Annotated in this window: 11 protein-coding genes and 1 riboswitch; of the genes, 3 read left to right on the top strand and 8 right to left on the bottom strand. The window is 72.8% G+C overall.

The genetic code is table 11. The features are described 5' to 3' along the window. Together ACI2LY_RS07735 and ACI2LY_RS07740 are read right to left on the bottom strand one after the other, a co-directional pair. Window positions 1-393, bottom strand: coding sequence for a hypothetical protein (locus ACI2LY_RS07735; RefSeq protein ID WP_404706351.1), 393 nt, complete (start codon window positions 391-393; stop codon window positions 1-3). A gap of 26 nt (window positions 394-419) precedes the next feature. Next, window positions 420-3,221 (bottom strand): GNAT family N-acetyltransferase, encoded by a 2,802-nt coding sequence (locus tag ACI2LY_RS07740; RefSeq protein WP_404706352.1) that lies wholly within the window; start codon window positions 3,219-3,221, stop codon window positions 420-422. 187 nt (window positions 3,222-3,408) lie between these two features. Between ACI2LY_RS07740 and ACI2LY_RS07745 the strand changes: the two genes are divergently transcribed. Continuing rightward, window positions 3,409-3,690 carry an HPr family phosphocarrier protein gene (locus ACI2LY_RS07745; RefSeq protein ID WP_389006204.1) on the top strand — a complete coding sequence of 94 codons (282 nt, stop codon included), beginning with the start codon at window positions 3,409-3,411 and terminating at the stop codon, window positions 3,688-3,690. Window positions 3,691-3,771: 81 nt separating this feature from the next. On the opposite strand, the gene ACI2LY_RS07750 is transcribed toward ACI2LY_RS07745, so the two are convergent. Beyond that, window positions 3,772-4,344 carry a TetR/AcrR family transcriptional regulator gene (locus ACI2LY_RS07750; protein WP_404706353.1) on the bottom strand — a complete coding sequence of 191 codons (573 nt, stop codon included), beginning with the start codon at window positions 4,342-4,344 and terminating at the stop codon, window positions 3,772-3,774. A gap of 84 nt (window positions 4,345-4,428) precedes the next feature. Between ACI2LY_RS07750 and ACI2LY_RS07755 the strand changes: the two genes are divergently transcribed. After that, entirely contained in the window at window positions 4,429-4,908 is a 480-nt protein-coding gene (locus tag ACI2LY_RS07755; RefSeq protein ID WP_404706354.1) for a hypothetical protein, read from the top strand. A 56-nt stretch (window positions 4,909-4,964) separates the two neighbouring features. Here the strand turns inward: ACI2LY_RS07755 and ACI2LY_RS07760 are convergent, their stop codons facing one another. Next, window positions 4,965-6,392 (bottom strand): PLP-dependent aminotransferase family protein, encoded by a 1,428-nt coding sequence (locus ACI2LY_RS07760; RefSeq protein WP_404706355.1) that lies wholly within the window; start codon window positions 6,390-6,392, stop codon window positions 4,965-4,967. 67 nt (window positions 6,393-6,459) lie between these two features. Between ACI2LY_RS07760 and ACI2LY_RS07765 the strand changes: the two genes are divergently transcribed. After that, complete coding sequence (locus ACI2LY_RS07765) at window positions 6,460-7,431, top strand: aldo/keto reductase (RefSeq protein WP_404706356.1); 972 nt, start codon at window positions 6,460-6,462, stop codon at window positions 7,429-7,431. A gap of 181 nt (window positions 7,432-7,612) precedes the next feature. On the opposite strand, the gene ACI2LY_RS07770 is transcribed toward ACI2LY_RS07765, so the two are convergent. From ACI2LY_RS07770 to ACI2LY_RS07785, 4 genes are all read right to left on the bottom strand, one after another. After that, complete coding sequence (locus ACI2LY_RS07770) at window positions 7,613-8,284, bottom strand: GntR family transcriptional regulator (protein WP_404706357.1); 672 nt, start codon at window positions 8,282-8,284, stop codon at window positions 7,613-7,615. A 184-nt stretch (window positions 8,285-8,468) separates the two neighbouring features. Further along, window positions 8,469-9,212 (bottom strand): M23 family metallopeptidase, encoded by a 744-nt coding sequence (locus ACI2LY_RS07775; protein ID WP_404706358.1) that lies wholly within the window; start codon window positions 9,210-9,212, stop codon window positions 8,469-8,471. A 12-nt stretch (window positions 9,213-9,224) separates the two neighbouring features. Continuing rightward, window positions 9,225-9,378, bottom strand: a riboswitch (cyclic di-AMP (ydaO/yuaA leader). Window positions 9,379-9,610: 232 nt separating this feature from the next. Then, a complete protein-coding gene (locus tag ACI2LY_RS07780; RefSeq protein WP_404706359.1) occupies window positions 9,611-10,999 on the bottom strand; it encodes a M16 family metallopeptidase in 1,389 nt (462 codons plus the stop codon). Continuing rightward, entirely contained in the window at window positions 10,996-12,390 is a 1,395-nt protein-coding gene (locus ACI2LY_RS07785; RefSeq protein ID WP_404706360.1) for a M16 family metallopeptidase, read from the bottom strand. The genes ACI2LY_RS07780 and ACI2LY_RS07785 overlap by 4 nt, the downstream gene beginning before the upstream one ends. Window positions 12,391-12,462 lie beyond the last annotated feature (72 nt).

A 12,462-nucleotide genomic window follows, 5' to 3' on the forward strand; every position in this document is an offset into this window, starting at 1 on the left:
CTAATCCGTGGGCGGGGGCGCTCCGGGCCAGTCACGGGGACCCGAGGCGTCCCGCCGGACCGGTCCCGGCCGTATCTCGACGCCCTCGGCCGCGATGAGGCAGGACACCGGTTCGCTGCCGCCGCCGTCCGCCTCGAAGGCCACGACCAGGGGCGGGTCCTCGCCGAGCGAGCGCGCCAGCCGGGCCCGCTCGGCGGCCGTGGGCGGCCGGAAGACGGGGTCCTGGAAGGCGAACGGGCAGGACACCAGGGCAGGGGAGACGAAGTCCACCTCCAGGCCGTGGTGGTGGGTGAGGTCGTACCCGGCGGCGAGCCGGAACCGCCCGGCGTCCCAGCCGACCACCTCCCAGTCCCACCAGCTCCCCTCGGGCAGCGGCCGGCCGGCGATCTCCATCGGCTCCCCCTTCAGTACGTCGGCCTTCAGTACGTCGGCAGGGTGCGGGGGCCCAGGTCGTCGCGGGCGGGGGGCGGGGCGAGGCGGATCGTGGCGTCGAGGACCGTCAGGCCGTGCTGGGCGACCACGACCGGTTCCAGGGTGATGGCCACCACCTCGGGGTGGTCGTCGACCAGCCGGGAGACCCGGAGCAGCAGCTGCTCCAGGGCCGGGGTGTCCACGGGGGTGGAGCCGCGCCAGCCGAAGAGCAGCGGGGCGGTGCGGATGGAGCGGATCAGGGAGGTGGCGTCCCGGTCGGTGACGGGGACCAGCCGGTGCGCCATGTCACCGAGGAGCTGGGAGGCGGCCCCGGCGAGCCCGAAGGACAGCACCGCACCGGCCGCCGGGTCGATGACCGCGCGTACGACGGTGTCCACGCCCCTGGGTGCCATGGCCTGCACCACCGGACGGAGTTGCTCGGGCGGTCCGAACAGCTCGGTCAACTCGGCGTAGGCGCGGCGCAGTTGCTCCTCGTCGGCGAGGTCGAGCCGGACCCCGCCGAGGTCGGAGCGGTGCCGCAGATGGGGGGCGGTGGCCTTGAGGGCGACCGGGTAGCCCAGGCAGTGGGCGGCGGAGGAGGCCGCGTCCGGGGTGGGCGCGGGGAGCGCGGGGCGGACGTGGATGCCGTAGGTGGCGAGCAGTTCGCGGGTGTCCTCGGGGCCGACGGCGAGCCCTTCGCCGCGTTCCAGCAGCCCGGCGATGATCTCGGCGGCCTTGCGCTCGTCGATGTCGTCGTACTCGGGCACCTTGCCGGGGTCGGCGGCCTCCCGGCGCCACTGGCCGTACCGGACGGCCTCGGCCAGCGCGCGGACGGCGCGCTCGGCGGCGGGGTAGGCCGGGATCAGGCGTGGGGCGTCGTCCTCGGGGGCGTCGTCCGGCACCGGTACGGGCGGCAGCACGGGCGTGCCCGCGTGCGGGTGGGTGCTGGTGGCGGCGGACAGGGCCTCGGCCAGGCCGCCCAGCTCGACATGGACGACCAGTACCGGCTTGCCCGGCACGGCGGCGGCCGCCGAGCGCAGCGCCTCCGCCAGCTCGGCGTCGTCCGGGGAGCCCTCCCCGATGGCGGGGATGGCCGTGACCACGACGGCGTCGCAGGTGTCGTCGGCGAGGGCGTGGGCGAGTGCCCGGTGGAAGTCGGCGGCGGTGGCGCCGGTGGTCAGGTCCAGCGGGCGGGAGGGCCGCAGCCCCTCGGCGAGGCAGCGGTCGTAGGTGAGGATGCCGAGGGACTCGGAGTTGCCGAGGATGGTGACGCGCGGTCCGGCGGGGAGCGGCTGGCGGGCCAGGAGCAGCCCGGCGTCGACGAGTTCGGTGATCGTGTCGACCCGGATGACCCCGGCCTGCCTGAGCAGCGCGGACACGGTGGCGTGCGGCAGCTGGGTGGCCCGTACCGCGTGGCCCTGCGGGGCGGAGCCCGCGCCCTGCACCACGACGAGCGGCTTGGCGGCGGCGGTGCGCCGGGCGAGCCGGGTGAACTTGCGGGGGTTGCCGATGGACTCCAGGTACATGAGGACGACATCGGTGTCGGGGTCGTCGAACCAGTACTGGAGGAGGTCGTTGCCGGAGAGGTCGGCGCGGTTGCCGGAGGAGACGAAGGTGGAGACGCCGGTGACCCCGGTGACCCCTCCCCCGCGCCGGTGCAGCCGGGAGAGGAGGGCTATGCCGATGGCGCCGGACTGGGCGAACATCCCGATGCGGCCGGGGCGGGGCATCTCGGGGGCGAGGGAGGCGTTGAGCCGCACGTCCTCGGCGGTGTTGATGACGCCGAAGGCGTTGGGGCCGATGATCCGCATGCCGTAGGCGCGCGCCTGCCGGACCAGCGCCCGCTGCCGCTCGCGTCCCTCGGGGCCGCTCTCGGCGTACCCGGCGGACAGCACGACGAGTCCCTGCACCCCGTGTTCGCCGCACTCGGTGACCACGGCGGGCACCGCGTCGGCCGGTACGGCGACCACGGCCACGTCCACCGGGCCCTCGATCTCCCGGACCGAGCGGTGTGCGGGCACCCCGTCGACCTCGTGGCAGCCGTCCGGGAAGGCGTTGTTGACGGCGTACAGGGGGCCTCGGTACCCGGCGTCCCGGATGTTGCCGAGGACGCTGCGGCCGACCCCGCCGGGCGCGCGGCCGACGCCGATGACGGCGACGGAGCCGGGGGCCAGCAGCCGCCGTACGGAGTGGGCCTCGGCGCGCTGCTCCCGCGCGTGCTGCACGGCCATCGAGCGGTCGGTGGGTTCGAGCCCGAACTCCAGCCGGACGACGCCGTCCTCGAAGCTGCGCTTCTGGGTGTACCCGGCGTCGGTGAACACCTTGATCATCTTGGTGTTGGCGGGCAGCACCTCGGCGGCGAAGCGCCGGATGCCGCGTTCCCGGGCGACGGCCGCGATGTGCTCCAGCAGCGCGGAGGCGACCCCCCGGCCCTGGTGGGCGTCCTGCACCAGGAAGGCGACCTCCGCCTCGTCGGCGGGGGCGGAGGCGGCCATGCCATCGGCGCCGATGCGGTCGTAGCGTACGGTGGCGATGAACTCGCCGCCGATGGTGGCGGCGAGCCCCACCCGGTCCACGAAGTCGTGATGCGTGAAGCGGTGCACGTCCTTGGCGGAGAGCCTGGGATACGGCGCGAAGAAGCGGTAGTACTTCGACTCGTCGGACACCTGCTCGTAGAAGCTGACCAGCCGGTCGGCGTCGTCGGCGGTGATGGGCCGGATGCGCGCGGTGCCGCCGTCGCGCAGCACCACGTCCGCCTCCCAGTGGGCGGGGTACTCGTGCCGGTCCTGCCGGTCCGCCGGGGTCTGCATGGGCCCCAGGGTACGGCTCACGCGGACGGACGGCGCGAGTCGGCGGGTGGGACACGGAAGTCGGGCCGAGGCCGCGGTCCGACGACCGGTACGGAGCGGCCCCGGAGCGGTGAAGTGCCGCTCCGGGCACGGTTTCCCGTATGGGAAACTGGTCTAGACAACCTGAGAGACTGAAGGGCAGCATCACATGGCTGAGCGCCGCGTCAACGTCGGCTGGGCCGAGGGCCTCCACGCCCGCCCCGCTTCCATCTTCGTCCGAGCCGCCACGGCCACAGGCGTCCCGGTCACGATCGCCAAGTCCGGCGGCACCCCGGTCAACGCGGGCTCGATGCTGGCCGTCCTGGGCCTGGGCGCCCAGGGTGGCGAGGAGATCGTCCTCGCCTCCGACGCCGACGGCGCGGACATCGCCCTGGACCGGCTGGCCAAGCTGGTCGCCGAGGGCCTGGACGAGCTGCCCGAGACGGTCTGACCCGATCCTCGGCGGAAGCCGCGTCGCTCCTTTCGGGGGCGGCGCGGCTTCTGTGTTTCCCCGGCCTCCGCGCAATCCGCGCTATCGGGGGTCTTCGAACTTGACGGGGATGAGGCTGTGCAGGCCGGCGCGGATTCGGTCGGTGCTCATGTGTTGCTCGGCGCGGAGGTAGTCGATGACGTCGGCGCGCAGGGCGGTGAACACGGCGTAAGCGAGGTAGTCGGCGTCAGCCGCCGGATGCGCGCCGTGCAGCCGTCGGGCGAGCTCGTCGATCCAGAACTGGCTTGCCGGGTTCGCGTAGTAGGCGTGGGGGCGACGGTGTTCGAGTGCGCGGATGAGCGCACCGTTGTCGAGGACGAAATCGAACAGTGCGTCGAGGTAAGTGTGCAGTCTCGCCTGGGGTGAGCCGCCGGGCCCCAGTGGTGGGTTCCCGGTCCGGATGGCGTCCCGCAAGGTGTCGACCCTGGGCGCGAGGACGGCCTCGACGAGCCCGCTCAGGTCGCCGAACCGCCGAAGGACGGTCGCCTTGCCCACTCCGGCTGTCTCGGCGATCCGGGCGAGGGTGATGCGGCCCGGGTCGTCCTGCCGGAACAGTGCTTCGGTGGCGTCGAGGACGGCGGCTCGGTTGCGGATCGCGTCGGCACGCTGGCTCATGCGGCTCTCCCTTGCCGAAACGGACCGTTGGTCCATATCGTAGGGCAAGCGAAATGGACCGTCGGACCGTTTGGGGTGAGGTTGGTGGATGCGGTGGGATACGACCGACAGCAGCAGCGCCTGGCGGCGTCGGAGATGCTGGAGCAGCTCCGCGAGCAACCGGTGGAGCCGTACCGGGACGGGCGGCCGGTCCCGCGGGTGATCGATGTGGTGGGGCGACGCAGTGGCGAGCCGCGCCCGTTCGGGGTCAATGTCACCCCGGTCGACGGACACCTCTACATCTGCTCGGCGACGCGTGCGCGGGACTGGGTCCGCAATCTGCTCGCGGTCGGGCGGTGCCGCATCGAGCGCGACGGACCCGACGGCGAACACGCCGAGTGCGATCCGGTCCTGGTGGAAGGACGTGAGGCAGCGCGAGCGCTTGCGACCTATCTCCCTCAGGTCGGCTACCGGGACCCGCGTCTGCCGTTCGAGCCGGAAGCCTCACTCGATGAGATCGAGCGTCATGTCGACAAGACGGCCGTCTTCAGGCTCGACCCCATCGCCATGAACCGCACAGCGTGACAGGCCAGGTCGATCGGGCCGGTCTCGGCGTGGCCACCAGGTCCGAATGCCGTCGACTACCGCGGTGGTCCGCTGTCGTGCGCGCTCTGATCGGCCACCGACGCGGCGAGCACGACCACGGCGGCGTCGACCGCGCCGTCGGCGAGGTTGCCGTAGCCCAGGACGAGGCAGTCGGCCGGTTCCCGGCGGTCCACTCGATAGGTCCCCAGGTCGACCAGTCGAAGCCCGCGGGCGGCCGCGGCCGTGACGACACCGGCCGCGTCGACGGCGTCCCCGAGGTGGGCCACCAGGTGCAGACCGGCGGCCGACCCGGTGACCTGGCTCGTCGGTAGCCGGGTGCGCAGCGCGTCGAGCAGGGCGGCCCGCCGGGCCCGGTAGCGCTGTCGCACCGATCGCAGGTGGCGGTCATAGCCACCGGTCCGGACCAGGCGGGCGAACGCCAGTTGGTCCAGCACCGGCGGGCCGGACCGGACGGTGCCGCTCGCCCGCAGCACCCGGTGCCACCGCGGCGGCGCGACCACCCAGCCGATGCCGAGGGCCGGTGACAGGGTCTTGCTGACCGAACCGAGGAGCACCACTCGCTGCGGGCACATCCCCTGGAGCGCGCCCAGCGGGCGGTGGTCGTAGCGGAACTCGGCGTCGTAGTCGTCCTCCAGCACCACCCCGTCGATCCGCCGCGCCCACTCCACGAGCGCGGCGCGCCGCTCCGCGGTGAGCGGGACGCCGGTCGGAAACTGGTGGGCCGGGGTGGTGAGCACCGCCCGGACCGCCGGATCGCGGTCCAACTCGGCCACCCGCAGGCCATGCTCGTCCACCGGGACCGGTACGACGGTCAGCCCGGCCTCACGCGCCACGTGACGCAGCCGCGTCCAACCGGGGTCCTCGACGGCCACGCGAGTGATCCCCTCGGCCCGCAAGGCCCGGAACAGGCGGGCGGCGCCGTCGGTGACGCCCGTGCAGACCACGATGCCGTCGGTGTCCACCGCGACGCCCCGGGAGCGGCGCAGGTGGTCGGCCAGGACCCGGCGAAGCTCGGGGTGTCCGCCCGGCGGGGGGAAACCCAGGTCGGCGAACGGCACCCGGCGCGCCTGGTCGCGGACCGCCTCACCCCACCGGGCGCGCGGGAACGCCCGTAGATCCGGCAGGCCCGGGGTCAGGTCGAACTGGGCCTGTGGTGTCGGCGGTCGGTCGGCCTCCGGCGGCTCCGGCACCGTGTCGGGAGTCCAGCGCACCCTGGTGGCCGACCCGACCCGCGCGTCCAGGTACCCCTCAGCCACCAGTTGCGCGTACGCCTGGGTGACGACCCAGCGGGAACAGCCCAGGTCGGCGGCGAGGGTGCGGCTCGGCGGCAGCGCACTGCCCGCGGGCAGCCGCCCGGAGCGGACCGCCGCCCGCAGCGCGCGGGTCAGCCGCTCGTGCTTCGCGCCCGCCCCCGGGAGGTCGAGCAGCGCGCCCCACGCGAGATTGGTCCGGGATTCCTCCATGCGAATGGATCGTAGGGCCGAGCCAATCGCCGTTAGCGTCATCCGCGATCACCAACAGGAGGTTCACATGGAACAGCGGACCTTGTCCGACGGCGGCGGGTCGAGGCTCGGCGTGAGTGCGCTGTGCCTGGGCACCATGCACTTCGGCACGACGGTCGACGAACGGCGGGCGTTCGCCATCCTCGACCGGTTCACCGACGCAGGCGGCACGTTCATCGACACCGCCAACACCTACGCGTTCTGGGTGCCTGGCGGCACCGGTGCGGAGAGCGAGGAGCTGTTGGGCCGGTGGCTGGCGTCCCGGCGGGCCAGGGACCGGGTCGTACTGGCCACCAAGGTAGGAGCGCTGCCCGACCCGCCGGGCGCCACCTGGCCGCAGCACGCGGAAGGGCTGTCCCACAAAGTGGTCCGGGCCCAGGCCGAGGCCAGCATGAGCCGCCTGGGCACCGACCACCTCGATGTCTACTTCGCCCACATCGAGGACCGGCGCACACCGTTGGAAGACACCGTGGCCACCTTCGCGTCGTTGGTGACCGACGGCCTGGTCCGGGTCACCGGGTGCAGCAACCACGCCGCCTGGCGCGTCGCCCATGCCCGTGAGATCGCCAGGAGCGCGGGGCTGCCCGGCTTCGCCTGCGTCCAGCAGCGCCACACCTACCTACGGCCGCGGCCGGGCGCCGAGTTCGGCGCGAACCCGCACATCAGCGACGAGCTGCTCGACTACGCGCGCGAAGAGCCCGACCTGACCGTGCTCGGCTACTCGGTGCTGCTGTCCGGCGCGTACACCCGCTCCGACCGGCCCCTGCCCGAGCAGTACGACCACGAGGACAGCAGGCGTCGGCTGGCGGTGCTGGCTGACGTGGCGAACGAGTTGGGCGCGACGCGGAACCAGGTGGTCCTCGCCTGGCTGCTGCGCGGCGACCCGCCGGTGCTGCCGGTGCTCGGCGTCAGTTCGGTGGACCAGCTCGACGAGTGCCTCGGCGCCCTGGATTTGGAGCTGGACGACGAGCTGCGGCACCGCCTCGACAACGCCTCATGACCTTGCGAGACCCCGCCGGAGGCGGCGAGAGATGCACCCCCACTCATTTCGAAGACGCGCTATCGACGCGGGGAATTCCGGCACCACGAAAAGCGCGCCGTCGGTGAATGGCGGCACGTCGGAAAAAGGGCAGCGCAATTGCCCGGCACGCGAATATCCCTCTTTGTATACAGCGCCCGTGTTAATTCCGGAGTCCCGCTGTGTTTACAGCATGTTGCGGGTGCCGGGTGGGGGTGCGCGGTCGGTGGGCGAGGGTCGCGCGCTCGGTGTGGAGCGCGGTGACCGCCCGCGCGCGTTCGGCGTCGCCGCGTGCCACCGCGTCGACGATCGCGCCGTGTTCCGCCCAGGTCTCCGGGGGGCTGGCCGGGCCGTCCACGGTGTACATCCAGGCGATCTTGTGGCGGAGCTGGGTGAGCGCCGAGGTCAGCGCGTGGCTGCCGCACGCCTGGGCGAGCGTCTCGTGGAACCAGCCGTCCAGCGCGCGCAGGTCGTCGCTGTTGCCGAGCCGCGCCCGCTCCTGACCCAGTCTGACCAGGCCGCGCAGCACCTTCAGATGGGCCTCGGTGCGCCGCTGGGCGGCCCGCGCGGCACCGAGCGGCTCCAGCAGCAGACGCATCTCCAGCAGGTCGGCGGCCTCCTGCTCGGTGGGCTCGGCCACGCAGGCGCCCGCGTGCCGCCGGGTCACGACGAAGCCCTCGGCCTCCAGGGTGCGCAGCGCCTCGCGGACGGGGACGCGGGAGACGCCATAGCGGCGGGCGAGGACCTCCTCGGTCAGCCGGGCGCCGCGCTCGTGGACCCCGGCGACGATGTCGTCCCGGATCGCCGTGCACACCGAGTGCGCCGGAATACGCATGACCCACCTCCGCCTTAATGCCCGTGAAACGCCGACGACCGCGCTTGTTCCGTGACTCTATGGCAATGCGCGGAGATTTCCGATGGCGGACCGGAATCCATGGCTATTTTTTGGACAGCACCCGGAGGAAAGCGGGCAGCGAAAAGCCCCGGCCGGGTGGGCCGGGGCTTTTCGCAGGAGAGGGTCAGACGTTCACGCCGTGCTTGCGGAGGTAGGCGACGGGGTCGATGTCGGACCCGTAGTCGGGGCCGGTGCGCGCCTCGAAGTGCAGATGCGGGCCGGTGACGTTGCCGGTGGCGCCGGACAGGGCGATCTGCTGGCCGGGGACGACCCGCTGGCCCACGCTGACGCCGATGGACGACAGATGGCCGTACTGGGTGTACATGCCGTCGGCCATCTTGATCACGATCTCGTTGCCGTACGCGCCGCCCCAGCCGGTGGAGACCACGGTCCCGGCACCGGCCGCGTGGACCGTGGTGCCGCTGGCGGCGTGGAAGTCGATGCCGGTGTGCGAACCGGACGACCACAGGGAGCTGGAGGACTGGTAGGCGGTGGAGACGTAGGAGCCGGTGATCGGCATGACGAAGGAGTTGAGAAGCTTGCGCGCGGCGTCGCGGGCGGCGCGCTCCTTGGCCTCGCGGGCCCGCTCGGCGGCGGCCCGCTCGGCGGCCTCCTCGGCGGCCTTGCGCTCGGCGGCCGCCTTCTGCGCGGTGGCCTGCGCGGCGATCTCGTCGGCGAGGGTGTCGCTGACGGCGATGACGGGGGTGAGGCCGGTGTTCTCGACGGAGTTGTCCGCGGCGAGTGCCGGGGAGGCCGCGAGGGTGCCGACGACACCGGTGGTGAGGGCCGCCACACCGGCCGCGGTCGCGGTGGTGCGCTTGACCCGACCGGGCTTGCGGTGCTTCCCGGAGGCGCACATGAACGCCATGAGCAGGCTGTTCCTTTCCTTCCCTCTCGCCTACCGGGTTAGCTGACGGGTTCGGAGCAGGAAGGTCTCCTACGGCCGCCCTCGCATGCGCGCGGGCGCCCGATTCACCCCAGGGACTGCGGTGGGTCCCCGGCTCCCCCTACGGGGGACTCGGCGATGACTGTCCGGTGCCGCGGGCGCGGCGCACTGCCTGACGAACAGCCCGGAAGAAGCTAAAGGGGACGGGAGCGGATCTTCAAACGGGTCCGGACTTTTGTAGCGCATCCCACACGCCAGAGGGGTAACCTCCGCCTCAATCCGGACATTTGGTGACCGCTGTTCGAGCACACTCCCGAACACACGTGTGGACCCTGACGACTCATGTGCCATCAGGGCCCACACGCGCAAGCTCGCGTCGGCTACTCGGCCGAGACCACCTTGACCTCGCCGATGCCCAGCGCCTCGACGGGCTCCTTGATCTGGGCGGCGTCGCCCACCAGGACCGTGACCAGCCGGTCGGCCGGGAAGGCGTTCACCACGGCGGCCGTGGCCTCCACAGTGCCGGTGGCGGCGAGCGTGCGGTACAGCTCCGCCTGGAAGTCGTCCGGCAGATGCTGCTCGACCTGGTCCGCGAGGGTGCCCGCGACGGCGGCGGCCGTCTCGTACTTCAGCGGGGCCACGCCGACGAGGTTCTGCACGGCCACGTCCCGCTCGGCGTCGGTCAGCCCCTCGGCGGCCAGCGTGTGCAGCACCGTCCACAGGTCCGCGAGCGCGGGGCCGGTGTTCGGGGTGTCCACGGAACCGCTGATGGCGAGCATCGAGGCGCCGGTGCCGTCCGGGGCGGAGCGCAGCACCTGGCCGAAGGAGCGCACGCCGTAGGTGTAGCCCTTCTCCTCGCGCAGGACGCGGTCCAGGCGGGAGGTGAGGGTGCCGCCGAGGCAGTAGGTGCCGAGCACCTGGGCGGGCCACACGCGGTCGTGCCGGTCGGAGCCGATCCGGCCGATGAGCAGCTGGGTCTGCACGGCGCCGGGCCGGTCCACGATGACCACACGGCCGGTGTCGTCGGCGGTCACCGGCGGCACCGGGCGGGCCTGGCCGGGCGTACCGGTCCAGGCGCCGAGGGTCTCGGCGAGCAGCGCGTCGAGGTCGATGCCGTCGAGGTCGCCGACGACGACCGCGGTGGCGGTGGCGGGGCGCACATGGCGGTCGTAGAAGGCGCGGACGGCGCCCGCGTCGATCTTCTCGACGGTCTCCTCGGTGCCCTGGCGCGGCCGGGACATGCGCGCGGAGGACGGGAACAGCTCCTTGGACAGCTCCTTCGCGGCACGGCGGGCCGGGCTGGCCAGCTCGTGCGGGATCTCGTCCAGGCGGTTGCGGACCAGGCGCTCGATCTCGCTCTCCGCGAAGGCGGGGGCACGCAGGGCGTCCGCGAGCAGGGTGAGGCCCTTCTCCAGGCGGGAGGCGGGCACCTCCAGGCTGAGCCGGACGCCGGGGTGGTCGGCGTGTGCGTCCAGCGTGGCGCCCGCGCGCTCCAGTTCGGCGGCGAACTCCTCGGCGGAGTCCTTGTCGGTGCCCTCGGAGAAGGCGCGCGCCATCAGGGTGGCGACGCCGTCGAGACCGGCCGGTTCGGCGTCCAGGGGGGCGTCGAGCAGTACCTCGACGGCGACGACCTGCTGGCCGGGGCGGTGGCAGCGCAGCACGGTCAGGCCGTTGTCCAGGGTGGAGCGCTCGGGGGCCGGGAACGCCCACGGCTTGGCCTGACCGGCCTGCGGCTGGGGGTGGAACTCCATGGGGGCGAGCTCGGTCACTTGGCCGTCTCCTCGTCGTCGTTGCCGGCCTCTACGGTGGCCTCGTGCTCCGGGTCGTCGGGCAGGTCGGTGTCCTCGACCGCCTCCGGGGACTTCGGCTCGTAGACGAGCACGGCGCGGTTGTCCGGGCGCAGGCGGGCCGCCGCGACCTCGCGGACCTCTTCGGGAGTGATGTCGAGGACGCGCCGCACGGCGGTCAGGGCGAGCTGCGGGTCGCCGAACAGGACGGCGTACCGGCACAGTTCGTCGGCGCGGCCCGCGACCGTGCCGAGCCGGTCCAGCCACTCGCGCTCCAACTGGGCCTGGGCGCGCTCCATCTCCTCCGGGGTGGGGCCCTCCTGCGCGAAGCGGGCCAGCTCCTCGTCGATGGCGGTCTCGATGACCGGCACCTCGACGTCGCCGGAGGTCTTCACGTCCAGCCAGCCCAGCGAGGGCGCGCCGGACAGCCGGAGCAGCCCGAACCCGGCGGCGACGGCCGTACGGTCGCGGCGCACCAGGCGGTTGTAGAGGCGGGAGGACTCGCCGCCGCCGAGGACGGTGAGGGCGAGGTCGGCCGCGTCGGACGCGCGCGTGCCGTCCTCCGGGAGCCGGTAGGCGGCCATCAGGGCGCGCGCCGGGACCTCCTCGACGACGACCTCGCGCAGCTCGTCCCCGATGACCTCGGGCAGCGAGCCGTCGCGCGGGGCGCCCTTGCCGTCGTGGCCGGGGATGGAGCCGAAGTACTTCTCGATCCAGGCCAGCGTCTGCTCGGGGTCGATGTCGCCGACCACGGAGAGCACCGCGTTGTTGGGCGCGTAATAGGTGCGGAAGAACGCGCGGGCGTCCTCCAGCGTGGCCGCGTCCAGGTCGGCCATGGAGCCGATCGGGGTGTGGTGGTAGGGGTGGCCCTCGGGATAGACCATCGCGGTCAGCTTCTCGAAGGCGGTGCCGTAGGGGACGTTGTCGTAGCGCTGGCGGCGCTCGTTCTTGACGACGTCGCGCTGGTTCTCCATCGACTCGTCGTCCAGCGCGGCCAGCAGCGAGCCCATGCGGTCGGCCTCGAGCCACAGGGCGAGTTCGAGCTGATGGGCGGGCATCGTCTCGAAGTAGTTGGTGCGTTCGAAGCTGGTGGTGCCGTTGAGCGAACCGCCGGCGCCCTGGACCAGCTCGAAGTGGCCGTTGCCCTTGACCTGGCCCGAGCCCTGGAACATCAGGTGCTCGAAGAGGTGCGCGAGGCCGGTGCGGCCCGCGACCTCGTGCCGGGAGCCGACGTCGTACCAGAGGCAGACCGCCGCCACCGGGGTCAGGTGGTCCTCGGAGAGCACCACGCGCAGACCGTTGGCCAGGCGGTGCTCGGTCGCTGTCAGGCCCCCGGAGCCTGCCTGGGCTGTGGTCGTGTGACCCATGGGCATGTACGTCCCTTCGCAAGCGGTGGCGGTCGAGAGAAACCGCGGTTTTCCTGCCGTTCCTGCCACTGTATGCAA

Origin of the sequence: Streptomyces sp. NPDC002176, assembly GCF_044903645.1 — a bacterium.
Lineage (GTDB): Bacteria > Actinomycetota > Actinomycetes > Streptomycetales > Streptomycetaceae > Streptomyces.